Origin of the sequence: Nocardiopsis synnemataformans (genome assembly GCF_965343085.1) — a bacterium.
GTDB classification, from domain to species: domain Bacteria; phylum Actinomycetota; class Actinomycetes; order Streptosporangiales; family Streptosporangiaceae; genus Nocardiopsis; species Nocardiopsis alborubida.
Map to the genome: position 1 here is coordinate 25,152 of NZ_CBDRFA010000035.1, position 20,462 is coordinate 45,613.

Here is a 20,462-nt window from a genome sequence, read left to right on the forward strand (position 1 = left end):
ATGGCACTACCTGAACAGCCGCCGGACCTCCCATCCGGCACCCTGTACGAAGGAGGCGCCCTGTGCGCTACCTGTTCCTGATCGCGTCCGCGCTGTGGCTTGTGGCCCGCGCGACAGCTCACCACGCGCGTCAGCGCGGCAACCGGGTCCGCCGGTACGCCGCCCGGCCGCTGGCGCCCCGCCCCTCCGTCGTGACGGGCCCCATCCCGCTCATCACGCCCCTGATGGCGTCCGGTGTGGAGGCCCCGCCGCTCCCGCCACGCCCCGTGCTCCCGTGGCAGGCTCCCGCTCCAGCGCCGGTGGACGTCCTCCGCGCCGACCGGACCCGCCTCGGCGTCGCCGTCCTGCTCGACATCTCCCAGCCGCGCCCGGTGCGCAGCCCCGGACGTCACCGCGCGGAGGTCGCAGCATGATCGACACCCAGACCGGCGACCTGCTCGCGGTCATCCGCGACGCCATCGACGTTCCTTTCCCCGCCACCGACGCCGCGCGCCCCGCATACCTTGAGCTGTGCCGCGACCGGGGCGCCGCCGCGCGCTCCGCTCTGGACTACGCGCTGGCCACCGGCGACCTCGCGCGGGCCACGGACCTGGCCGACGAGGCCATTGCCGCGCACCCGGTCAACTATCCGATCGACGCCCGGTGGTCCGCGCGGGGCATGGACGCGGCGGTGACCGGATGAGGCCCCGCACCCCCCGACCCCGCCGCTCTCAGTGGTGTGACGACGAGAGCCGCGACCCGTCTGGGGTGGCCCGCTTCTGCGTCCGCGACCCCGGACACGCCAGCGATCACGAGGACATCCACGGCCGCCGCTGGGAACCCGCGCACGTCGCCCTGGAGCGCCTCCAGGAGCGGTGGGGCGACACGCACGACATCCGGCGCTCCGGCCACATGTGGGTGGCGCTCGCGCACAACCCCAAGCCGTGGGCGACGCACATCGAGCCGACCCCCGAACAACTGGAGGCGTCGATCGCGTCGCGGTCCGGGCTGTGCCCGCCGTCCCTGAGGGGTGTCGGATGACGTGGTGGTCGCTGGTGTGGACGCGGATGATCATGCACTGCCCGGTCCGCGGGTTCGTGGAGTGGTGCCCGCACCTGTACCCGCCGGACCGCCGATGAGCCCCCGCGCGCCCGGCCCTGTCCCTGCCGGGCGCACGGGCCCCTACACGCGTCCCCGGGCGCGCAGGGGGACGAGGAGGGCGTCGCGCACGACGCGCCAGTTGACGTCGTCGAGGGTGCGGTGGCCGAGGTCCTCGCGCACGGCCGCGATGGAGCGCAAGTCGTACTCGGTGTCGAGCTGGCGGTCGCCGTCGCGGTGGTCGACCACGAGTCCGGTCGCGTACCGGCGAACGGCCTCCGTGGACGTGATCGCGGCGGACCGGGCGGCCTCGTGCCAGCGCGCGTCGTGGGGGAGCCAGGACGCGAGCACTTCAGTCGGTGACGGGGGCACAGTTTCAGATCTCATAATTGGACGCTAGCAGAAAGGAAAGCGCAATGAGAAAGCTTTTGAAAATGGTGTTTGCGCAGCTCATCGTGTACTCGAAGGGCTGTCCTTCGTGCAGTGCAGAGAACTCGAACGGAAATACGCACTGCTGGAATTGCGGCAACGCCTTGGGCCCTGCGGACCCCTGGCCGCGTAGCTAGACCCCCGCGCGCCCGGAGTTCCGTCCCGGGCTCGCGGGCTCCAGCCCCGTCTCTGCTCCGTGGGGGAGAGGAGGCGGCGGTGCGTGGCCGGTAGGGGTACCGGCCGCGCGGAGGCCACCGGATCTAGGGCCGGTGGCCTCCCCTTCGCACATTCACCGTCACATACAGCATCCGGGGGGATACTTTGCGACACATGGTTTTGGTCATGGACATCCGCATGACACCAGGACAGGAGAGGCGCTACAGGGAGACCCGAGACATCCCGCCCGGAGAGGACGTCCGGGCGCGCGTGGTCGGCGAGCTCTGCGAGACCGTGGAGGGCATCGGCGCCCTCGACGACGTGTGGACCTCGAAGGTGCGGGGCCGCCCCGAGGAAGCGTGACCGGATCCGGCCACCGGCCACGGCACGCCCGCGCGGGTGGGAGCATGCCCCCATGACGGACGCGAAGTGGCCCCGGGGCGAGCTGGTGACGCTCTGGGGCGGCCCGATGGACGGCGAGCAGATGAGCTACGAGCCCGGGGAGCTGCCCGCGGATCCGACCGTGTGGGGCGGCTACTACATGGTGCCGGAGGTGGTGACCCCGGCCGCGCCGGAGGGTGTGGAGCTGCGCGCGGTGTACGAGCCCCGGCCTGGGGAGAGCCCGACGACGTGGTACTTCGACGGGTGGGTGCCCTGGTAGGCCCCGGACACGACGAAAGCGCCCCCGCCCTCCAGCAGGAGGACGGGGGCGCCGTGGTGTCGAAGGGGTGGGGTCAGAGGTCGGTGACCCTCAGCGGGCCGTAGATCGCCGTGCGGCGGGTGCCCGCGCGGACGACGTCGAGCCGCCACGCCAGATCCCCGGGCTCACTGAGGTAGCCCCTGTTGATCATGGCCAGGGCGGTCCCGGCGGCCGCGTCGAGGATGGTGATCTCCCCCGTCTCCGTGGACAGGATGACGGTGCCCGGGTCCGTGTCGAGCTGGTCGACGTCGGCCTTGAGGATGAGCTCCAGGACCGCGCCGGACAGGTCGTAGGCGGACCCGCTGTCGGGGTCGGTGATCTGGAGTTCGACTTCCTCGTCGTTCCACTCGTACAAGATCAGGCTCTGGTGTGTCGCCACGTCACCTCCTGGTTGCAGTGCCGTCGATGCGGCTGGTCGGGTGTGCGGCCCCCGCCGGGCGGGACGACGCGCGGGCTGTTCCCTCGGGTTGGTTGACGATGCGGGCCACAGCCTGCACCGGGGGGACGGGCTCGATGAGTTGTGTGGCGAGCGTGTTGAGCGCCAGCTCCGCGACGGCAGAGCCCGCGGTGTGCTTGGTGCCCTCGACGGTGGCCACGACCCCGAGGGACGCCACGGCGGTGCCGTAGGCGTGCTTCGTGCCGGACGCGTCCGTGACGGCCCCAAGGAGGCCCTCGACGGAGCCCCCGACGGCCTTCGTGCCGTCGACGACACCGGCCGCCCCGAGGGCCGCGATGGCGTTGCCGCCGCGGCCGCCGGTCTCTCCGGCGAGCGCCCCGAGGGACGCCACCGCAGAGCCGGTCGCAGCCTTCCGGCCGGGGATGTCGTCCACCAGGGCGGCCAGCGACGCGACCGCGTCACCACCAGGAGGAGCAGCCGCCCCTATCGGCGTGGTGCCGTCCCCGGCGGCCAGCTGGGCGACGTAGGTCGGCGGGGGGAGCGCGGTGCCCTCGATCTCGGCGACGACCAGGTCCATGGCCGCGCCTGTCTCCGGGCCGATCTCGCCGTCGACGGGCACCAGCCCGTAGGCGGTCTGGAAGTTGGCGACGGCCGTGGACATTTCCCCGCCGTAGTCGCCATCCGCGCCGAAGACCGGCAGTTCGTCCGGGTCCCAGATGAGGATCTGTTCCTGGCGTGGGGTGACCAGCCCGCCGGTGGACGCGTCGGTGTCCCCGGGCTGGAGGAGGACACCGGACTCGAACCGGTACGCGGACACCTCCGCCGTGATGCCGCCGGGGAGGGCGGTGCCGGTGTACGTGAAGATGCGGCCGCCGCCCCCGTGCTCGGGGTCGACGGTGACGACGGTGTTTGCGCCGTCGCTGCTCACCTCGATGCGCATCCACTGCCCGAACGCGACCGCGAAGCCGCCCGTGGCGGTGGGGGCGACCGGGGTTGCGGCTAGGCCGCCGGGCTGGAGGCGGCTGCCGATGTTGCCGTCGGCGGTCTCGTGCAAGACGAGGCCCATGGTGCCGAGGCGGGCGACCCACCGGCGTTCCGCGCTGCTGACGGCGCGGAGCGACGGCAGGTGCACGTACCAGCGCAGCCGCCACGGGGCCGCGGGGAGGCTGACCTCCAGCCGTGGCGTCGAGTTGGCGCGGTGGTGGCCGGTGTCGATGCGCACGCTGGTGAGCCCGTACAGGGTGCGGTCCGCGGAGTACGCGGAGCGCTCCGGGGCGACGATGCCGACGGCCCCGGCCCGCGCCGTCCGCGCCAGCGTGGACGCGGACGGCTGCGTGCCGGACGGGCCGGACAGGGAGTTGTTGACCGTGATGGCCACGGCGTGCCCCTCCCTACGCCGGGGTGACGTCCGACTGGGTCACACGCACCAGCAGGACCGTGTACGTGCCCGCGGCCCCGTAGGACTCCTCCGTGCTGAGCTTGATGGAGCCCTGCCACACACCACCGGAGTCCCACAGGCCCAGGTGCGTCACCGTGTACCCGCCGGGCACGTCGAACGTGAACTGGCCGCCAGCGTCGATCTGACCTCCGCTGGCGGGGTCCCACGTGACGGCCTGGCGGGCGTAGGTTCCGCCGGTGATCTCGTCGGCACCGGTGGTGCCGCCGTCCGTGGTGTGCAGGGACGCGCTGACCGCCCCGGACACGAGCCCTTCGAGGGTCCTGTCGAGGGCGACGACATGAAACGCCACGGCTAGGCCTCCTCTCCGAGGTCGGGCCGCCGGGTGTGCGGCGTGAGCCAGGCGGCGACGAACGCGGCCAGGGTCACGGTGGCCGTGGCGACGGTGTCAGGCAGGTCGTAGCCGAAGGCGTTGACGATGAACACGAGGACGGTCACGGCCGCGCCGGAGGCGGCACCGACAGACACCTTCATCTCCGGGATGAGGCTCCGGCCGGAGCTGGGGGAGGCGTGCATCAGGCCCCCCGGAGGTTCACGGTGCCGCTGATCTCCGCCGTCGCGGGCAGAGCCCCGCCGGTGCCGCCCGAGGACAGACCGGCCAGGGCCTTCTCCAGGGCCCGCTTGGTGACGGCCGCCTCGACCTGGTCGCAGGCGTAGGCGGTCATGAGGTCGCCGAAGTGGGCTTCCGCAGCGGAGCCCACGTACTCGCGGCACAGCCGCACACCCTCGGCAGTGCCGTCGCCGTAATCGCTGTCCACGCCGTCCGAGGGGCCGCCGGGGTAGACCATCGCGGCGCTGAATCCGGCGCGCTTGATGCGGAGCTGGAGCAGCTTCACGAGCTCTCCCGAGTCGCCCTTCTTGAGCCCGAAGTAGGCGGGCATGGTGTCCTCCGTGGTGTTGGTGGGGGCCCCGGGGGGCTGGGTGAACGTGCCGTCGCGGACGAGGTCATACGCCCGGTCGCCGGGGCACGAGGTGGCAATGAAGTCGCGGTGTCCGAGCACCGCCCCGGCGATCGACGTGTCCGGTTCCATCAGCCACTGCCGGAGCGCGCGCACCGCGTTGATCTGCTCCGGGGTGATCTCATCGTCGGGGCCGGTGGCCAGCGTGCACGAGTAGTGGGAGGTGTTGCCGCCCGGCTGCGCGGCCTGGGTTCGGTAGAGCCCGCGGCCCTCCAGGACGTAGCCGTGCGCGCAGGCCATGAACGAGTACCCGATGTCCGCCCAGCCGCGGGACGGCCCGGTGTGGAAGGAACGGGTGTCGCGCCAGTACTGGATGCACGCCGAGTGGTTCTTCGCGGCCAGTCCCTGGTTGGCGCTGTCGTAGTGGATGACGAGTCCGGATCGGGGGTTGGCCCGGGTCGCGGGCGAGGTTCCCCAGCCGAGATCGGCTCGGGAGACGTAGCGGGATGGTCGGGGCATGCATGCCTCCAGACATGACGAAGGGCCCGCCATCAAGACGGGCCCGGGGTGGGTCAGGGGACCAGAGACGACAGCGGCGCGTCGCCGCCCGCGATGGCCAGCAGCGCCAGGGCGAGCGCCGCCCCGGTGCCCCACCGCCACCGCTCCAGCGCCCGCAGGCGCGTCTCGTGGTCGGCCTGGGCGTTCTCCACGGTGGTCAGCCGATCCAGGCTGCGGCGCACGTCGCCCTGTGTTTCGCGGACGACGTCGTACACGTCGCGGGCGGTGATCACCCCCGAGAAAGGGTCCGGGGGCAGGGGCGGCGGCGTGGGCTGTGTGGTCATGGGTTACCTGTTCGTCGCTGCTGTGTACGCGTCATGGATCCGGGCCGACACCCCGCTCATGTGCCGCCCCCAATCCGGGGGGAACTGGGGAATCCCCTCGCGGGGGTTGTCGGCCGGTTCCTCGAAGATGTAGCGGAGCCGGTCGGGGCCGCCCCGGTCGTGCGGGGACAGCTCCACACCCACCACCCGGCGGGACCCCAGCAGCGTCGGCCGCCCGTCCGCCCCGGGCGGCCACATCAGGTCCGTGATCGACAGCATCACGTCGGAGCCCAGCCGTTCGGGTGGCACCCCGAGATTGTCGTCGGTGCTGGCCACGGTCACTTGGAGGATGCGGGAGATCCCGGACCTGTGCGTCCTCCACCAGGTGGCGTAGGCATCCAGGGTGGAGGTGAGCACGACGCCCTGGTAGTCGATGGACTGGTCCAGGACGGGCCATCCGGCGGAGGTGTGGTCGGTGGACGTGGTGACGGCCGACAGGAACGCCTCGTCGGTGGTGTCGTCGCGGGCCCCGCGCGTCTGCCAGGACGTGCCGGTTTCGGCTGCGTCCATCAGGTATGACCAGTCGGTGATGGTGCCCGGGTAGGTGGCCTCGTAGTAGGAGCCGAAGCTTCCGGTGGCTCGGGTGAGGGCCTGGAACTCGCGGCCCACGATGAGCCACTCAATGCCGTGGTCGACCTGGGAAAGCTCCTCCAGGCGCTGCCCGTAGGACGCGGTCTCCGACGCCAGATAGGTACGGTCCCGGGTCCGGGAGGACGCCTGGTTGCCGCCGTAGGTCAGGCCGATGTCGTACCCGGTGCCGCCGCCGGGCGGGTGCTGTGCCTGGTACACCAGGTCGCGGGCAAGGTCGACCTGGTCCCAACCCACATAGGTGAGGTCGTGGCGGATGATGCGGTGGTGCAGCCACGACTCCAGCGACGCCCCGGACAGCTGGACGGTGGTGCGGCCGCTGCTGTTGTTGATGGTCGCTGACCAGATGATGAACTGCCCGAGGTCCCGGTCGTTCCTCCAGACGTGCACGACCATGCGCCCCGGCCCTCGGGACAGGTCTCCGGGGTCCATGGGCAGCACCTCGCGGGCGGCTGCCGCGACCCGGGCGTTGGTGATGGGCAGGGTCGCGGAGAACGCTCCGGGCTGGCACAGGCGCCGGTCGAAGCTGACGTTCTTCAAGGGCAGGTCGGTGATGTGGGTGTCGGTGATCAGGTCGTGGATGGCGTACCGCCACGCAGGCACAGCGCCTCCTCTCTACAGGTAGGCGTGCCGGTAGGAGATGTGCACCCGCGTGTTCGGGCCCGCACCGGGCGCGGACAGCGCGACCGTGGACACCCCGGGCGGGATCGCGAACGCCTCCGGAGGCAGACCGGCCAGGTTCACCAGGGCGCCCGTGGTGACACCTGTGGAGCAGTTCACAACCAGGACGTCCCACTCGGCGAGCACGTTGGTGGACAGCCGCCCGGTCCAGGCCAGGGTGAACACGCGCCCGGTGGGTGTGGTCAGGGTGAGTTCCAGCGGGGCCTGCGCTGGCCCGTAGAACGTCAAGGTCGGGCGGGAGCTGGTGCTGCCGTTCTGGGGGAGGTAGCGCTCCTGCCCGGCGGGCACCACCACGTGCACGGGGTCGGGGTCGTAGCGGATGGGGTCCGGACACGTCCACTGGAGGACGTAGGGGATGTGACCGAGCCGGGCGTGCTTGTCGACGCTGATGATGCGCTGCGACACCCGCGCGTCCACGGAGAGGGTTTCCCCGAGGGCGGTGATGGTGAGCGGGTGCAGGGTCTCGTCGTCGGGCACGGCGCACGCCTGGCGGAGCTGGCGGAGCCGGTCGGCGACGGCGTCCCGGCTGGTGCGGATGCGCCCGGTCACGGTGATGGTGCGGGCGCGGGCGTAGGGCACCCCGGGCCGGTCGCCGTGGCGGCCAGGCCGGGGTCCGTCTCCCGAGTCGAGGGGCGGGAGGTCTTCCCAGCCGTCGATGCGCACGGTCTGGTACGCGGTGGCGGGGCCTAGTTCCAGGCCCCGCCATTCCAGGGTGGTCGGCAGCATCAGACACCTCCCCGCGCGGTGACCAGGCCCCACAGGGCCTCTCCGACGTCGTGCGGGCTCATCCGCTCTGTGGCCTCGAAGCGGTCGATGTGCACCGCAGCGCCCGCGTACCCGCCGCCGCCGGGCCCGTCACCAGGACGGCGCGGATCCGCGCCAGCACCCAGCGGGGCAGCCGCCCCGAGGGTGAGCGACATGGAATCCGCCATCTTCCGGACGCGCCGGTCGAGCCTGCTCTGGCCGAGGTCGAGCCCGGCCGAGATCCCCTCGGGGATCCACCTGCCAACCTGGTCACGCATGGCCTTCGACGGGCTGTTGATGCCCAGTGCGTCCTTTGCGGCTTGCAGCGCGCCCGCCGCGATGCCACGGAGGGTGCTGTACAGCTGCCCGGCCGCGCCGTAGACGCCGGACACGATCCCCGACACGATCCCCGCTCCGATCGACGCCCACTGCGAAAGTTTCCCGCGAATGGTACTGAGCGTCGCATTCCACAAATTCGTAATCGTGGACTTAATGGTATTCCAAGCGGCCGAAGCATTCCGCTTCAGACCTTCCCACGCATTCGAGAAAACCAACCCGATGAGCTTAAGCGTCGCCTTCAGCCCAGCCCAAATTGTTTCGATCGCTCCGAGGACAATACCCGTCAGCGCTGTCCAAATGCCGGAACCAATCTTTTTGATCCCCTCCCAGGCGCGCTCCCAGTCGCCAGTGATGATCCCCAGGATGGTCTCGATGATGCCCTCGATGGACTCAAGCCCACCCTCGACCATTCCCTCTAGGATCGTCCACAGGCCGCCGAAAAATTCGATGATTTCCTCACCGAAATTCTCCCAAATCCAGGTGATAGCTTCGGCGGCTGCAGACATAAGCTCACCGAGGAGTTCCCCGCCGACTTCGAGGATCTCAGCGAGCTGACCCCACCACTCTTGCACTGTCTCCAGCACATCGGAGGATGCCAGGGCCTCCCAGAGATCCTCCAGGATCGGGCTGATGGCCTCCCACAGGTCCTCCGCGCCGGAGCGGATGTGCTCCCACGCCTCGGACAGGGCCTCGCCCATCCGCGACATGGAGTCGGAAAATTCGCCGCCCTTTTCGCCAGCGCCCCGGAAAGCCTCCGTGATCAGGACCAGCGGAGAAAGCAGACCCAGCAGCCCGCCGGGCACGTGCTCATTAATCCACACGTAAGCCTGGCTGAGCCAGTCCACGAGCGTAATAATGCCCGCGACCAAATTCAGGGCGCCCGTGATAATACCGGCGAAAACGTCTGGGTTTTCCTCGATGGTCTCGAAAAGACCTGAGAGGGCATCCCAAATTCCGCCAAGGGCGTCTTCCAGGTCGGGGCCTAAGGCGTCGAGGAGGCCCTCGAATGCTCCGCTGGCGTCGTCGATTACGGGCCCGAGCCCCTCGAAGGCCCCGAAAAGGTCCTCGGAGAATCTGGAGAGGACCGGCGCCATGTCCTCGAAAGCGGATTCGAGGTGCGGGGAAAGGCTGTCGAAAAGGGACCCGAGGTCCCCGGCGACGTCCACGAGCGTCTGCTCCAGCGGCTGCGCCATCCGCTTGAGGTCGGACACCACGCTGTCGCGCAGCTCCGAGAAAGCATCCTTGACCTCGTCCGCCTGGGCGGCCGCGGCGAGACCGACACCAGCGATCCCGCCCCCGAAGGCCAGCGCCAGGGCGACACCGACCGTGGCGCCGATGGCGGGTAGCGCCCACAGGGCGAGGGCGGCCACGCCGACCAGGACGAAGACGTTCGTGAGCAGGGGCGCGAGGCCCTTCATGACGCCGCCCGCGCCAGCGGACCCGAGCCCGCCACCACCCGAGCCGATGCCCGGGAGCGCCTTCTTGAAGGACCCGAGGATGCCGGTCTCGAAGCCGCCCCCGGCGTCCTCACCGCTCCGCACGAACGTCGTGCGGCTGCTGCGGAGGCTGTCGTCAGCGCCGCGGGTGATGCCGTCCCCGACCGCCTCCCCCGCGTCCTCCCCAGCGGCGCCCATGGCGGGCTTGGCCTGCTGGAGGGAGCGGACGACGGTGGTCGTGATGCCGTCCCCGGCGTCCCGCCCGGCCCCCTCCCCGAGGACGCGGGTCGTGGCCAAGGTGGTCTTGAGCGCGGTCGTGATCTCGGCGCCGGTGCGGGTGCCGATGGTCTTGCCGTCGACGTCGAGATTGCGCTCGATGAGTGTGGCGGCGGTCTTGGCTTCGGCGGCCGCGGTCACCAGGCCGCGGCTGTACCCCCGGTCGTCGACATCGAGCGTTGCCACCAGCTCGCCGACATTCATAGCCATCGGGGGGTTCACCCCCCTCAGGTCATGTGTGGTGCCTCGCGCGCGCGTGCGCGCGCGGGCTCATAGGTCGCGGAGTACGTCGCGGGCCGCGGCGCCCTCGACGCGGGTCGGCTCACGCTCGACCAGGCGCCAGAACACCGTGTCGCGCGGCATGGCCAGCACGAAGGACGTGAAGGCGCGCACGGACATGTCGCTCAGCGCTTGCGCTTGGATCCCTTGCGCGAGCGCCCACCCTTCGAGCGCCCACCAGTACCGGCGGATGCAGGCGTCGAGCCGCCCGTCTTCGCGGCCAGCGCCCGCTCCTTCACCAGCCGCCCCGGCGCTTTTCCCTCCGCGACCGCCTTGTAGGCCTCCGCCCAGGTGATGCGGTTGCCGCCCGCGCTGGACAGCCCCCACGCCATGACCACACCCAGCTGGCGGATGGACATGCCACCGTCGTGCCACCGCTGGTACGCGCCGTCGCCGAAAAGGTCATCGATGGCCTCCTCCAGCTGGGCGTCAGACACTTCGGCCAAGTCGAGCTTGCGCAGCCGGGTCTGGGTGCGCAGGGTCACCGTGGAAGGAGACGGCACGCGCACTGTGACTCCGCGGATGACCTCGGTTTCCGGGGCGTCCTCGACGCCGACCCAGAAGTCGTCGAACGACTGGGTCTCCGTGGCGGCCGCGGCGGCGCGTTCTGCCTCGTCGGCTTCGGCGCGGAGCTGGGCGGCGCGCTCCAGGGACTCGTTGACGTCCATCAGGCGACGGCCTCCGTCGTGCTCGGGCCGCTGCGGGTGAGCACGGCGTTGAAGCTGACCTTCTCGTTGTGGCCGCCGCCGGACTCGCCGCGGCTGGTGGTGGCGTCCCAGACGGTCCACTGGTCGTCCATGGGGTACCTGAACCGGTACATGGCGTGCGAGTTCACCCCGAGCTTGTCGCCGCCCGCGTTGGTGGTGATTTGCGCCTGGCCGGGGTCGAGTTCCCCGGTCTCGCTGTCCTTGAGGAGGCGGCCCTCCATCGTGAGCGTGGCGCCGGTCTGCATCCGGTCCTGCGAGTAGTAGCCGTTCGAGTCCATCGTGGTCGTGTCCGCGACCTCCTCGTTCTCCGAGGTGTTGATCGTGGCCGTGAGCAGCCCGCCGACCTCTACCCACGTCGGGGTGGTGGGGGCGCCGTCGGACGCCTGGATGATGATGTCCCGCGCGTTCACCTGGTGCATGGCCATGGCGCGGACCTCCCTTGCATGACGAAGGCCCGCACACGGGCGGGCCGGGGTTGGTGTGGTGGTGGGGTCAGAAGCGCCGGTTGGCGGTCGGGCGTCCCAGTTCCATGGTCAGGTTGGCCGTCCACTCGTGGCGGCCGGTCTGGTCGCGGCCGATGTAGCCGGGACCACCCCCGTGCGCATACGCGAGCTGGAGCCACGTCCCGCCCGGGAGCGGCCGGTATCCGAGGCCGTTGAGCGCGTCGTAGGCCGCCTGCGCCAGCGCCTCCCCGGTGCGGGAGTCCTCCCGCGTGCCCCGCGCGCGGAGCTGGATTCGCACCGCGTCGATGGGCTCTGCGGCGGATGCGTCGGCGCCGGTGCCGTACAGGGCCACGGCCAACGCGGTGTCGGGGGCGTCCGGCAGGGTCGTGCCGTAGATGGTGCCGCCGGGCCCGGTGGGGTCGTAGACACCGACACCCAGTTCGTGCAGGAGGAGGCAGATCTCCTCTGTGAGGGTCACCGGAGCGCCCTCCGCACCTGCGCGGCCACCAGGCCCAGCATGGTGTCGGACTCAGCTTGCGCCGGGTCCTCAAGGTACTTGGCCTTCCGCCCCGGGTCGTGCCTCCAGGTGGTCTCCTCGTGCTGGCGGCGGGCATAGACCGTGTCGTAGTACACGGCGCCCTCCAGGCCCTCGACCACGGCCGTCCCGGAGCGCTCCAAGACGCCCTCCTCGTGGGGGACCTGCTTCCGGGACTCCCCGAGCAGGTGCTCCATCGCCTGGCCGAGGCCCTTCTCGGCGCCCGCGCGCCCGGCCGCGATGGCACGGGCCGCGTCGAACTTCACGGACACGTTGCTCATGTGAGGGACACCTCCAGGTGGGACGGGACGGGCATCTGGCGGCCGTCGTGCCGGTCGGCGCGGATCACGGTCGGCATGGTGCCGTCGGGGAGCGTGACACGGCTGCCCGTGGCGAAGTGCTGGGCGACGTCGAGGCGCACCCGCAAGGTGGTCTCGCTGATGACCTCGTCGCCCTCCGTGTCGCGGATCCTGCGGCGCTTCGCGTCCATCAGGGCCCGGACGGTGACCGGTGCCCCGTACACGGACCCGTGCGCGCCCGACCCGAGGTGAGGCTCGACGGTGATGTCCCACCCCATCTTGCGGAGCAGCGCCCCGGGGATCGTGCCGGGCATCAGCACCACCCCACAGGGCCAGTGCGCGGAGCGTGCCCCGTCAGACCGGCCTGCTGGAGGGTCAGGTACGCCTGCTCCGGAAGGCCTGCGCGAGCCGCGGCGCGCGCGGACGCGGAGGAGGACCCGCTCGACGCGGACCCCCCGCCACGGCCCCCCAGGGAGATGGACCCGGCGGTCACCGACGTCCACGAGCGCGGGTCACCGAGGTCGCCCTCCTGCTCCCCGCCGTTCATGCCGTTGTCGTCCCACCAGGCGCACAGCTCCAGCGTCGCCTCGCGGAGGGCCGCGGCGGTGTCGGGGTTGGTGGGGTCGTAGATGGCGGAGAGGAGTGCGGAGCGGATGCGCCGGGTGGCCCGGGTGAGCATCCGCTCCGCGCCGTCCGGGGTGTGCCCGAGGAACGCCTCCAGTTCCTCCGGGGTGGCGTAGTTGGCCACGGCTCACCCCCCGCCGTTGTCGCCCTTGGGCTTGTCGTCGGCCGGGGCCGTGGCGGGCGGGGCCTCGACCAGGTGCCAGCCGTCCGCCCGCTTGTGCTCCTCGCGGTCCTGGTGCAGGAGACCGAGGCGGGTGTCCTCGAAGGACCCCCGGACGGTCTGCACGCGCTCGACGGCGCGCCCGCCCTTGCGGTGCTCGTACAGCGGCATCAGGCGTCGCCCCCGTCCTTGGGCGCGTAGCGCTCGACCAGGGCGTCGCGGGTGGCCGCGTCGGCGTCCTCCTCGGACATGCCCTGGCCGATGGCGTAGGCCTTCCACGCCTCCTTGGACGCGGACTTGACCGGGCGTGCGGGGACCTCCTCGTCGCCCTGGCCGCTGCCGTCGTCCTCCTGCTCGATGGCCTCCACGGTGTACCCGTGGCGGCGGCAGTACGCGACGACGCCCTCGTGGTCGGTCTCCGTCCGGCCGTCGATGAACGGCACGGGCCCGATCTTGCCCATGAAGGGCTGACCGGCGGTGATGCGGTACATGGTTCGCATGGTGAGGTTCTCCTACTGGACCTTGATGTTGCGCCACACGGCGGCCGCCTTGGTGGCCTTGAGCGCCACGGACACCGGGCCGAGTTCGACCTCGCCCTTCTTCACGGCGCCCGCGCTGGAGAAGTCCGGGAGCCAGGTCCGCACGAGCTGTCCGTCGGTCGTGGTCACGCCGTGGAAACCGTCGATCCCGACGCGGTAGGCGTAGAGGTCGGTGAGGCCGGTCTCGGCGATGCCGCCGATGGTGCGGCCCTCGATCGGGATGATGGCGGTGGTGCTGCCCGCGCGTTCCCCGGGGTTGGCGAAGGTGGTGCCGCCGTAGGACTCGCGCATGATCGGGCGGCCGTTCTGGCCGATGAGGTCCTCGACGGGGTCCTTGACGTACTGGCCGGACCGGCGGACGATCGCGCGGAACTTCGCGATGGCCTTCGTGTTGCCCAGCACGATGGTCGGGGTGCCGTCGAGCAGGTCGAAGAACTCGTCGAGCGCGTCGAGGGCCTTGTGGGCGGCGCGGGTGTCGGTGTCCAGGTCGGTCCAGTCGGTGACCGCGCCGACCTGGTATTCGGTCGAACTCCCCACGAGCGCCTTGTCCAGGCCGTCGAAGCCCTGGGCGTCGTCGGCGCCGCCGCCCGCGGTGTCGCCGTTGATCACGGCGTCCTGGAATCGGGTCTGCGCGGCCTTGATCTTCTGGGCCATGTTCAGGGACACGGCGCCGGACGCGGCGGCGCCCACGCGGGCGAGCACCCGGTCGACCTCGAACGCGCCACCCAGAGGCACGAGTTCGGTGCTGTACTTCTGGGTCGTGACGTTCTGCGGGGTGTACTCGGTGTTGTACGCGCGGAACGCCGCGGTCGGCTGGGAGACGAGTCGCCGGTAGGCGTACTCCAGGGTGGCGCCGCCCCCGGAGGGGTTGACGGCGTCGTCGAAGATGAGCGTGTCCAGGATGACGGAGCCCTTGCGGAACTCGTCGATCACGGTCGTGTCCAGGTCTTCCTGGGCGTTGTTCTTGGCTTCGTCGAGGGTGACGGCCATGGGCTATGCCTTTCTGGTCAGGTGCGCCGGGGGCCGCTGGTCATGCGGGCGGCGACGGCGTCTTGGAGGGTGCGGGGCCGGTTGGGTGCGCCGGGCCTGCCGGTGCCGTCGGATCCGCCGCGGGGTGAGGTGCCCGGCGCCTGGCCGGTGGCGTAGTGCGGGTGGTCGGCGACCGCCTTCTTGATGGCGTCGCCGAGCTTGGTGGAGTAGTCCGCCGCGCCCGGGTCGAGCTTGGCCACCTTCGCCATGAAGCTCATGGAGTCGGTGAGCGCGGTCGGGTTCGCGCCGTGCTTGCCCGCGTGCTCGAAGATGGCGATCTTCGTGTTCGCGGTGCGGAGCTGTTCGGCGGTGTCGTCGGCCGGTGCCTGCCCGGTCTGCTGCCCCTGCTGCTGGGGCTGCTGGTTCTGCTGCTGGCCGGGCGCCTGGCCCTGGCCGTTCTGCTGCCCGCCCTGCTTGCCCTTGAGGGTGGCGATCTCCGATCGGAGGTTGTCCACCAGGCGCTGGAGGCGGGCGGGGTCGAGCGGCTGCCCGTCGGGGCCGACCGGCGGGGCCTGCCCGCCCTGCTGCCCCTGCTGGTTGCCGTCGTTCTGCTGGCCCTGCCCCTGCTGCTGGCCCTGGCCGTCGCCGCCGGCGCCCTGCTGCCCGGCGCCTGCCTGGCCGCCCTGGCCGTCGCCGCCGGACCCGGTCTCGTCGCCTCCGAGCACGGGCCACACGGGGCGGCCGGAGGGGAGGATGCCGAGCGCGTACAGGCCGGTGCGCGGGTGGCGGGGGAGGGTGGTCGTGGTGGTCATGGTGGGTGCCCTCCTGGGGCTGTGGTGGGTCCGGCCGCCTGGGCTGGACATGGCGACGGCCCCGGGCGGTGTGCACGGGGCCGAAGAAACTTCGTTGCGCTAGTTGACAAGGTTTGTGGGCATGCGTATCTTCGTTGTTGTTCGCAACAACGTTTTCAGGGAGACGCGATGACCGGCCAGACCCCCCTCTTCGACGACATGGACCTCTTCGGCTACGAGCAGGCCGACATCACCGAAGCCATCACCGAGACCGAGGCTGAGCAGCGCGCCGAGATCGAGCGCGACGCGGAGGGCATCCGCACGATGATCACCGCCACCCTCCCGGCCGGGGCCGCCGACCGTTGGGCCGCTACCCTCGGGGGCGCCGTCGAGCCGGTTGCCGATGACCAGGACGAGGAGCCGGGCCCGTGGGGCGTGTTCGAGGAGGGACTGTGCATCGCGGCCGTCGACTCCCGCGCGGTCGCTGACCAGCTCGCTGCCGAAGCGATCGCGGCCGACGACGGCGACTCTGAGGTGGTCGTTCTCCCGCTGTGCGTGGAGCACCGGGACGAGGAGCAGCCGCGCGGCACCTGCGAGGAGTGCGCCGCCGACGGCGAGGACCAGGACGACGAGGACCGCGAGATCCCGTCCCTGCAAGAGCTGTTCGGCAAGAACCGCCCCGAGGGCGCCACTGTCCACGCCTACGACGTGCCGTGCGGCGAGACCGGCGGCGTGCACCACGACTGGAATGACTCCGAGGTCAACTGCGAGGAGTGCCTTCGGATCATCCGCCCCGAGCGGTACGAGGAGGACAGTGCCGACGTCGACCAGGACGACGCCGAGGTTGACCTCGACGCGCTTCAGATGACTCCGATGGTCCGCCGGATGGTGGTCGACCTGGACAGCCGCAGCTGGCACTACCAGACCCGCAAGGGCGCGCTCGACAAGGGGCTCGTGACCGACATCAAGGCGACCGCGCTCACCGAATTCGGCGAGCAGGTGCGCGCCGCCCTCCTCGCGGAGTAACCACACCCTCAGCCCCGGCCAACCGGCCGGGGCCCCGTCATGTCAGGAGACGCGATCATGGACACCATGAGCAGAGCAGACAGATACCCGGGCCTTCCCCGCTACCTGGGCCCGGCCGACCTGGGCAGGAAGCTCGGGGTGACCACGGCCGCTATCGGCGTGTGGCTGGACAGGTACCCGCCCGGGTCGGACTCCCCAGCACCGGCCCCGGACGTCGCCGTGGGCGGCACGCTCGGATGGCGGGAGGAGCGCCTGCCCGAGTGGGAAGCGTGGCGGAAGCAGCGGCCCGGCCAGGGGGCCGGGGGCGGGCGTCCGCGCCGTCAGCCGGAGTAGTCGACCGGGGTCGGCGTCACCGACGCGTACCCCCGCATCCACGCCACGAAGGCGTTCCGGGTGCGGGGGTCCTCTGCGTTCGGGTCGTGCGGGCACGTGGAGCGGAGCGCCCCCTCGCGGGCGGCCGCGGCCCCGGCGGCGTGCGCGTCGAGGAGGTCGGTCGTGAAGCTCACCGTGTGCCTCCTCAGCGGTTGTAGTCGCGGCCCGGGTCGCCAGTCTGCCGCCCCTGCTCGATCCCGTCAACGAACTCCTGGAAGGTCGTGCGCCCGTGGGCGTCCCACCAGGCACGAAGCTCCTCGGACGCGTACCTCTCGGCGCGCGACCTCGGGCCGCTGAACAGGCTCATGGGGTCGATCCCCGCGGCCTCCCCTTCCGCATTGAGCATGACGCCGCGGAGTTCGGTCTCCGCGGCCACGTAGACGCGCTCGATGTGGAGGCGGTACTGCTCGCGCGCCAGCTGGGTGAAGGACCGCCGGTCGCTCTCCCCGGCGCGCTGCTGGCGGGTGAACTCCTGCCGCCTGACCGCCTCGGGCGACGTCCCGAGGACTTCGGCCATGGCCTCCTCGAAGGGCACACCGGCCGTGAGGAGTTCGTCGAGGCGCGCGTGCTGTGCGGCCTCCCGCTCCTCGCGTGCGCGCCGGCGCTCCTCGCGCTGGCGCGCGTTGCGGTCGCGGCGGTCCATCTCGTCGCGGAGCTGCACCAGACGGGCGGACTCGTAGTCGCCCTCGCGGATGCGGTCGGCGACGCGCGCCTCCAGGTCCTCATCCGACAGGGCGCGGAGTTCGTCCCGGTCGAGCTGGCCGAGTTCGGCCTGCCCGGGGGTGATGCCCCACGCCTGGTCGGCGGCGGCCTGCTGCTCGGGGTTGGCGGAGGACCTCGGGGCGACGACGGTCTCGCCGTCCAACGTGGTCGCGGTGTTCGGCTCCAGCGGGGTCGCCGGGTCCCAACCCTGCCCGGCCCGGTCGACGTTGCGGCGGGTGTTGCCTCCGCCGATCTGCTCCCGGTAGCTGAGCCGCTTGAGGCCGGGGTTGACGGCCAGGTGCTTCCGCATCTCAGCCTGCCACGCACGGACCTTCCTGCTGGTCCGCTGCTTCGCCTCGTCGGTGAAGCTCGCGGCCTGCTTCTCTTTCCACTTCCGGATGTTCCGCTCAATCGCGCGCTGGCGCATGCGCGCCTCGTAGCCCTTCGGGTCGGGCTTGCCCTCGGGCACGCGGGTCACGCCCGGCAGGTACGCGGACATGCTGTGCCTACAGTTCGGGTGCCACAACCCTCGGGCTCTGGCCTCGGGCACCGACCCGGCGACGTCCACCGTCAGCCAGACGTCATCCTCCAGCGCGTGCTCCACACGCAGCGGCCCGGACGGCCCGGACACCCTGTGCAGGATGCGGCCCTCCCACGGCCTACAGAGTTCGCATTCCTGGGCGTGATCGGAGATCCACACGAGGTCGATGTCGAGCGTCGCGAGCCGGTCATCCTGGCCGGTGACAGCGGCGCGCGCGGACGCGGTCCGCATGGCCATCTCCGTGTACGAGGACAGCCGCCAGCGGCGGCCGGACCGGTCGGTGAAGCCGAAGACTCCCCGGTCGACGAGCGCAGCCCATGCGGCTTGTGTGGCCTCCCGGCGCGACTGGCCCCCGGCCAGCATCCGAGCAGCGCCCCCGGCCACGGCGGACCGGTACGCGTCGAGCGCCTGGCGGAGCACGTTCGCGACGACGGCGCCGACGTCGCGCACGAGGGAGGCGGCGAGCGCTTCGATCGCGCCCGACTGCGGCACCTGCGCACGGGCGGCCGCCGCGCGGGACCCCAGCGGGGAGCGCGGCCACCACGCGGCGGGGATGTCCACCAGGGCGGACCGCGACCCGAGCTGCCACGCGCGGGCGAGACCCTCCCGGAGGGCCCGGGAGCCGTCGACGCGTAGCCGCTGCTGGATGGCGCGGACGCTGTCCGACAGCGCGCCGACCGACTCCAGCCGGGCCTCCCCCGCGCGCGCCGTGGACGCGCCCGGGTACCTGTCCAGGTGCCGAGACACCTGCCGGTAGAGCGCCAGCTCTCCCTCGCGGTAGATGGCGCCCACCTGGGCGGTGATTTCCTCGATGTCGTCGGGGTCCACACCAGGCACGCGCGGTCACCCCTCTCGGGTCACTCGCCGTCGTCGGACCCTTCGGGCGGGGCCCCGTCGTCGAGCTGGTTCCCGGCGAGACCCTCGGACGCGGACATCCACGGGTCGGCGGCGGTGACGGCCGACCGTTCCTTCTCGATGCGGTCCGCCTCCTCCTGCACTTCGGTGTCGGTCCACTCGGGGTGCTGGCGCTTCACGACCAGCCACGTGCTGATGGCCTCCGCGGCGCGGAGCATCTGAATGGACCGGGCCTCGGACTCCCGGGACGGGCGTTCGGCCGGGGCCATCTCGACCGTGGGCGGGGTGCTGGCGTCCACGCCCGTGTTGAACTGGGCGGCGTCGAGGGCAAGCCACGACTGCGCGATGCGGCGGAGCGCGGTCTTGACGTACATGCCCTTGCGCTCCGTGGTCGTCATGCTCGACTCTTTGCGGTCGACGACCTCCGTCGCGGTGCGCTCTCCGACCTCCGCCAGCCCGAACGTGCTGGGGCTGTAGCCGCAGCTCCTCGCGATCGTGGCCAGCAGGTCGTCCTTGGTCGCCCGGTGCTCCTCCGTGCGGATCTGGAACTGGGAGACGGTGATGCCGAACCCGCTTGCGGACGGGTCGAGTTCCAGCTCGTCGTACACCTCGCGCTCCATGTCGAAGTGCGAGCCCTGCCCCTCCCCGAGGGAGGTGAGCGCGCCGCGGGGAACGGCGATCCTCCCCTTGCCGAGTCGGATGTCGCGCATCCAGCTGGTCATGGTCTGGTCGATGGCGTCCATCTCGTCCCAGACGGGGGCGGCGTAGTCGGACCGGCCGTGGTAGCCGCGGTGGCGGCGGTTGGGGCGGATGTTGGGGATGTGCGTCGCGGTGAGGTACGGGATGCCGGTGAGCTGGCGGTTGGTGCCGGGCTCGACCAGGGCGTCGATGTGCGCGGCGTCCTCGTGCTGGCCGAAGGGGATGAGCTCCCCGAGGTTCGCGGACGTGCCTTCGTACAGGCCGTAGTCGATCAGGCCGACGCCCTGCTCGACGGCGTGGCGCTCCAGCAGGCGCACGACGGTGTCGCCGGTGCGCTCCAGCTCCCGCCAGAACGTGACCTCGATCAGGCGCCCGTAGCGGATGGTGGGGATGGCCATGTCCCCGGCCCAGGTGGTGAGGAGCGCCCGGTCGGGGACGGCCTCCCGGTCCCACACCGTGGCGAGGTAGGAGTCCCCGAGGGCGGCGCACTGCTCCAGGCTTTCGATGAGGCGCATGTGGAGGCCGCCGTCTTCCGCCAGCTGGTCGAATCGGGTCTGTGCGGCGGTGTTCTCGAACCGGATCGTGGGGGCTTCGGAGGCCAGCAGCCCGGCGGACGCGGACGCGATGTCGCCGGCCACCGGGACGTGCACGCGGCGCTCGGGTTCGTCGAGGGGGCGGCCCTGTGCCCAGAGGTAGGACTGGACGGAGGGCCGGTCGCGTTCGCGTTGCACGAGCCGGCCGTAGTGCTCGGCGAGGGCGTGTTTGTCGCCGACGTACCAGACGTCGGCCTGGCGCATGTCGTCGTAGATGGGGAGCATCTTGGGCGGCGGCCAGGGGGTGTCTTCGGCGGGGAGCGGCACGG

At 71.4% G+C, this 20,462-nt stretch carries 31 protein-coding genes; 7 read left to right on the plus strand and 24 right to left on the minus strand.

Annotation, left to right across the window (positions count from 1 at the left end; all coding sequences use genetic code 11):
* Positions 1–62 precede the first annotated feature (62 nt).
* The 3 genes from ACSIH6_RS20460 to ACSIH6_RS20470 are packed head-to-tail and all read left to right on the plus strand — an operon-like array spanning position 63 to position 1,020.
* Entirely contained in the window at positions 63–413 is a 351-nt protein-coding gene (locus ACSIH6_RS20460) for a hypothetical protein (protein WP_435109905.1), read from the plus strand.
* Positions 410–682, plus strand: coding sequence for a hypothetical protein (locus tag ACSIH6_RS20465; RefSeq protein ID WP_435109906.1), 273 nt, complete (start codon positions 410–412; stop codon positions 680–682). Before ACSIH6_RS20460 ends, ACSIH6_RS20465 begins: the two co-directional genes overlap by 4 nt.
* The gene (locus ACSIH6_RS20470) at positions 679–1,020 is read left to right on the plus strand and encodes a hypothetical protein (protein WP_435109907.1); all 342 of its coding nucleotides are present in this window, start codon (positions 679–681) and stop codon (positions 1,018–1,020) included. Before ACSIH6_RS20465 ends, ACSIH6_RS20470 begins: the two co-directional genes overlap by 4 nt.
* Positions 1,021–1,161: 141 nt before the next feature.
* Here ACSIH6_RS20470 and ACSIH6_RS20475 read toward each other — a convergent pair whose 3' ends face one another.
* A complete protein-coding gene (locus tag ACSIH6_RS20475) occupies positions 1,162–1,464 on the minus strand; it encodes a hypothetical protein (protein WP_435109908.1) in 303 nt (100 codons plus the stop codon).
* 384 nt (positions 1,465–1,848) lie between these two features.
* Between ACSIH6_RS20475 and ACSIH6_RS20480 the strand changes: the two genes are divergently transcribed.
* Positions 1,849–2,025, plus strand: a complete 177-nt coding sequence (locus tag ACSIH6_RS20480) for a hypothetical protein (RefSeq protein WP_435109909.1) — start codon at positions 1,849–1,851, stop codon at positions 2,023–2,025.
* Positions 2,026–2,077: 52 nt separating this feature from the next.
* Positions 2,078–2,323, plus strand: a complete 246-nt coding sequence (locus tag ACSIH6_RS20485; protein ID WP_435109910.1) for a hypothetical protein — start codon at positions 2,078–2,080, stop codon at positions 2,321–2,323.
* A 73-nt stretch (positions 2,324–2,396) separates the two neighbouring features.
* On the opposite strand, the gene ACSIH6_RS20490 is transcribed toward ACSIH6_RS20485, so the two are convergent.
* From ACSIH6_RS20490 to ACSIH6_RS20585, 20 genes are all read right to left on the minus strand, one after another.
* Complete coding sequence (locus ACSIH6_RS20490; RefSeq protein WP_435109911.1) at positions 2,397–2,741, minus strand: hypothetical protein; 345 nt, start codon at positions 2,739–2,741, stop codon at positions 2,397–2,399.
* A gap of 1 nt (position 2,742) precedes the next feature.
* Positions 2,743–4,137, minus strand: a complete 1,395-nt coding sequence (locus ACSIH6_RS20495) for a peptidoglycan-binding domain-containing protein (protein ID WP_435109912.1) — start codon at positions 4,135–4,137, stop codon at positions 2,743–2,745.
* A gap of 13 nt (positions 4,138–4,150) precedes the next feature.
* The gene (locus tag ACSIH6_RS20500) at positions 4,151–4,507 is read right to left on the minus strand and encodes a phage tail fiber protein (RefSeq protein ID WP_435109913.1); all 357 of its coding nucleotides are present in this window, start codon (positions 4,505–4,507) and stop codon (positions 4,151–4,153) included.
* A 2-nt stretch (positions 4,508–4,509) separates the two neighbouring features.
* On the minus strand, positions 4,510–4,689 hold the full coding sequence (locus tag ACSIH6_RS20505) for a hypothetical protein (protein ID WP_435109914.1): 180 nt from the start codon (positions 4,687–4,689) through the stop codon (positions 4,510–4,512).
* Between the two features lie 41 nt (positions 4,690–4,730).
* Positions 4,731–5,633, minus strand: a complete 903-nt coding sequence (locus ACSIH6_RS20510) for a peptidoglycan recognition protein family protein (RefSeq protein ID WP_435109915.1) — start codon at positions 5,631–5,633, stop codon at positions 4,731–4,733.
* 53 nt (positions 5,634–5,686) lie between these two features.
* On the minus strand, positions 5,687–5,956 hold the full coding sequence (locus tag ACSIH6_RS20515; protein ID WP_435109916.1) for a hypothetical protein: 270 nt from the start codon (positions 5,954–5,956) through the stop codon (positions 5,687–5,689).
* A gap of 3 nt (positions 5,957–5,959) precedes the next feature.
* A complete protein-coding gene (locus ACSIH6_RS20520) occupies positions 5,960–7,186 on the minus strand; it encodes a hypothetical protein (RefSeq protein ID WP_435109917.1) in 1,227 nt (408 codons plus the stop codon).
* Positions 7,187–7,198: 12 nt separating this feature from the next.
* Positions 7,199–7,990 carry a hypothetical protein gene (locus ACSIH6_RS20525; protein ID WP_435109918.1) on the minus strand — a complete coding sequence of 264 codons (792 nt, stop codon included), beginning with the start codon at positions 7,988–7,990 and terminating at the stop codon, positions 7,199–7,201.
* On the minus strand, positions 7,990–10,269 hold the full coding sequence (locus ACSIH6_RS20530; protein WP_435109919.1) for a phage tail protein: 2,280 nt from the start codon (positions 10,267–10,269) through the stop codon (positions 7,990–7,992). Before ACSIH6_RS20530 ends, ACSIH6_RS20525 begins: the two co-directional genes overlap by 1 nt.
* 60 nt (positions 10,270–10,329) lie before the next feature.
* On the minus strand, positions 10,330–10,452 hold the full coding sequence (locus ACSIH6_RS20535; RefSeq protein WP_435109920.1) for a hypothetical protein: 123 nt from the start codon (positions 10,450–10,452) through the stop codon (positions 10,330–10,332).
* An 11-nt stretch (positions 10,453–10,463) separates the two neighbouring features.
* A complete protein-coding gene (locus ACSIH6_RS20540) occupies positions 10,464–11,006 on the minus strand; it encodes a hypothetical protein (RefSeq protein WP_435109921.1) in 543 nt (180 codons plus the stop codon).
* Positions 11,006–11,470, minus strand: a complete 465-nt coding sequence (locus tag ACSIH6_RS20545; protein ID WP_435109922.1) for a phage tail tube protein — start codon at positions 11,468–11,470, stop codon at positions 11,006–11,008. Before ACSIH6_RS20545 ends, ACSIH6_RS20540 begins: the two co-directional genes overlap by 1 nt.
* 67 nt (positions 11,471–11,537) lie before the next feature.
* The gene (locus ACSIH6_RS20550; protein ID WP_435109923.1) at positions 11,538–11,966 is read right to left on the minus strand and encodes a minor capsid protein; all 429 of its coding nucleotides are present in this window, start codon (positions 11,964–11,966) and stop codon (positions 11,538–11,540) included.
* Positions 11,963–12,304 (minus strand): hypothetical protein, encoded by a 342-nt coding sequence (locus tag ACSIH6_RS20555; RefSeq protein WP_435109924.1) that lies wholly within the window; start codon positions 12,302–12,304, stop codon positions 11,963–11,965. The genes ACSIH6_RS20550 and ACSIH6_RS20555 overlap by 4 nt, the downstream gene beginning before the upstream one ends.
* Positions 12,301–12,636 carry a hypothetical protein gene (locus ACSIH6_RS20560; RefSeq protein ID WP_435109925.1) on the minus strand — a complete coding sequence of 112 codons (336 nt, stop codon included), beginning with the start codon at positions 12,634–12,636 and terminating at the stop codon, positions 12,301–12,303. Before ACSIH6_RS20560 ends, ACSIH6_RS20555 begins: the two co-directional genes overlap by 4 nt.
* On the minus strand, positions 12,636–13,070 hold the full coding sequence (locus ACSIH6_RS20565) for a hypothetical protein (protein ID WP_435109926.1): 435 nt from the start codon (positions 13,068–13,070) through the stop codon (positions 12,636–12,638). The genes ACSIH6_RS20560 and ACSIH6_RS20565 overlap by 1 nt, the downstream gene beginning before the upstream one ends.
* A 3-nt stretch (positions 13,071–13,073) precedes the next feature.
* A complete protein-coding gene (locus ACSIH6_RS20570) occupies positions 13,074–13,277 on the minus strand; it encodes a hypothetical protein (protein ID WP_435109927.1) in 204 nt (67 codons plus the stop codon).
* Positions 13,277–13,606, minus strand: coding sequence for a hypothetical protein (locus ACSIH6_RS20575; protein WP_435109928.1), 330 nt, complete (start codon positions 13,604–13,606; stop codon positions 13,277–13,279). The genes ACSIH6_RS20570 and ACSIH6_RS20575 overlap by 1 nt, the downstream gene beginning before the upstream one ends.
* A gap of 12 nt (positions 13,607–13,618) precedes the next feature.
* Positions 13,619–14,635, minus strand: a complete 1,017-nt coding sequence (locus ACSIH6_RS20580) for a major capsid protein (RefSeq protein WP_435109929.1) — start codon at positions 14,633–14,635, stop codon at positions 13,619–13,621.
* 17 nt (positions 14,636–14,652) lie between these two features.
* Positions 14,653–15,426, minus strand: a complete 774-nt coding sequence (locus ACSIH6_RS20585) for a hypothetical protein (RefSeq protein WP_435109930.1) — start codon at positions 15,424–15,426, stop codon at positions 14,653–14,655.
* A 168-nt stretch (positions 15,427–15,594) separates the two neighbouring features.
* On the opposite strand from ACSIH6_RS20585, the gene ACSIH6_RS20590 reads away from it, so the two are divergent.
* A complete protein-coding gene (locus ACSIH6_RS20590; RefSeq protein ID WP_435109931.1) occupies positions 15,595–16,431 on the plus strand; it encodes a hypothetical protein in 837 nt (278 codons plus the stop codon).
* Between the two features lie 66 nt (positions 16,432–16,497).
* Positions 16,498–16,764 (plus strand): hypothetical protein, encoded by a 267-nt coding sequence (locus ACSIH6_RS20595; protein WP_435109932.1) that lies wholly within the window; start codon positions 16,498–16,500, stop codon positions 16,762–16,764.
* Here ACSIH6_RS20595 and ACSIH6_RS20600 read toward each other — a convergent pair.
* From ACSIH6_RS20600 to ACSIH6_RS20610, 3 genes are read right to left on the minus strand one after another with little or no spacing between them, the layout of a single operon-like run.
* The gene (locus tag ACSIH6_RS20600; protein ID WP_435109933.1) at positions 16,752–16,937 is read right to left on the minus strand and encodes a hypothetical protein; all 186 of its coding nucleotides are present in this window, start codon (positions 16,935–16,937) and stop codon (positions 16,752–16,754) included. The genes ACSIH6_RS20595 and ACSIH6_RS20600 overlap by 13 nt on opposite strands.
* Positions 16,938–16,948: 11 nt before the next feature.
* A complete protein-coding gene (locus ACSIH6_RS20605) occupies positions 16,949–18,883 on the minus strand; it encodes a phage minor capsid protein (protein WP_435109934.1) in 1,935 nt (644 codons plus the stop codon).
* A 20-nt stretch (positions 18,884–18,903) separates the two neighbouring features.
* Positions 18,904–20,460, minus strand: coding sequence for a phage portal protein (locus ACSIH6_RS20610; RefSeq protein ID WP_435109935.1), 1,557 nt, complete (start codon positions 20,458–20,460; stop codon positions 18,904–18,906).
* Positions 20,461–20,462: the final 2 nt, after the last annotated feature.

Excerpts from the sequence above, each read along its gene's own strand:
- ACSIH6_RS20560 (WP_435109925.1), bottom strand. The coding sequence starts at position 12,636 with ATGCCCGGCACGATCCCCGGGGCGCTGCTCCGCAAGATGGGGTGGGAC.
- ACSIH6_RS20530 (WP_435109919.1), bottom strand. The coding sequence starts at position 10,269 with ATGGCTATGAATGTCGGCGAGCTGGTGGCAACGCTCGATGTCGACGAC.
- ACSIH6_RS20470 (WP_435109907.1), top strand. The coding sequence starts at position 679 with ATGAGGCCCCGCACCCCCCGACCCCGCCGCTCTCAGTGGTGTGACGAC.
- ACSIH6_RS20505 (WP_435109914.1), bottom strand. The coding sequence starts at position 4,689 with ATGAAGGTGTCTGTCGGTGCCGCCTCCGGCGCGGCCGTGACCGTCCTC.
- ACSIH6_RS20525 (WP_435109918.1), bottom strand. The coding sequence starts at position 7,990 with ATGCTGCCGACCACCCTGGAATGGCGGGGCCTGGAACTAGGCCCCGCC.
- ACSIH6_RS20510 (WP_435109915.1), bottom strand. The coding sequence starts at position 5,633 with ATGCCCCGACCATCCCGCTACGTCTCCCGAGCCGATCTCGGCTGGGGA.
- ACSIH6_RS20475 (WP_435109908.1), bottom strand. The coding sequence starts at position 1,464 with ATGAGATCTGAAACTGTGCCCCCGTCACCGACTGAAGTGCTCGCGTCC.
- ACSIH6_RS20465 (WP_435109906.1), top strand. The coding sequence starts at position 410 with ATGATCGACACCCAGACCGGCGACCTGCTCGCGGTCATCCGCGACGCC.
- ACSIH6_RS20485 (WP_435109910.1), top strand. The coding sequence starts at position 2,078 with ATGACGGACGCGAAGTGGCCCCGGGGCGAGCTGGTGACGCTCTGGGGC.
- ACSIH6_RS20595 (WP_435109932.1), top strand. The coding sequence starts at position 16,498 with ATGAGCAGAGCAGACAGATACCCGGGCCTTCCCCGCTACCTGGGCCCG.
- ACSIH6_RS20540 (WP_435109921.1), bottom strand. The coding sequence starts at position 11,006 with ATGGACGTCAACGAGTCCCTGGAGCGCGCCGCCCAGCTCCGCGCCGAA.
- ACSIH6_RS20555 (WP_435109924.1), bottom strand. The coding sequence starts at position 12,304 with ATGAGCAACGTGTCCGTGAAGTTCGACGCGGCCCGTGCCATCGCGGCC.
- ACSIH6_RS20580 (WP_435109929.1), bottom strand. The coding sequence starts at position 14,635 with ATGGCCGTCACCCTCGACGAAGCCAAGAACAACGCCCAGGAAGACCTG.
- ACSIH6_RS20570 (WP_435109927.1), bottom strand. The coding sequence starts at position 13,277 with ATGCCGCTGTACGAGCACCGCAAGGGCGGGCGCGCCGTCGAGCGCGTG.
- ACSIH6_RS20545 (WP_435109922.1), bottom strand. The coding sequence starts at position 11,470 with ATGGCCATGCACCAGGTGAACGCGCGGGACATCATCATCCAGGCGTCC.
- ACSIH6_RS20585 (WP_435109930.1), bottom strand. The coding sequence starts at position 15,426 with ATGACCACCACGACCACCCTCCCCCGCCACCCGCGCACCGGCCTGTAC.
- ACSIH6_RS20575 (WP_435109928.1), bottom strand. The coding sequence starts at position 13,606 with ATGCGAACCATGTACCGCATCACCGCCGGTCAGCCCTTCATGGGCAAG.
- ACSIH6_RS20515 (WP_435109916.1), bottom strand. The coding sequence starts at position 5,956 with ATGACCACACAGCCCACGCCGCCGCCCCTGCCCCCGGACCCTTTCTCG.
- ACSIH6_RS20480 (WP_435109909.1), top strand. The coding sequence starts at position 1,849 with ATGGACATCCGCATGACACCAGGACAGGAGAGGCGCTACAGGGAGACC.
- ACSIH6_RS20590 (WP_435109931.1), top strand. The coding sequence starts at position 15,595 with ATGACCGGCCAGACCCCCCTCTTCGACGACATGGACCTCTTCGGCTAC.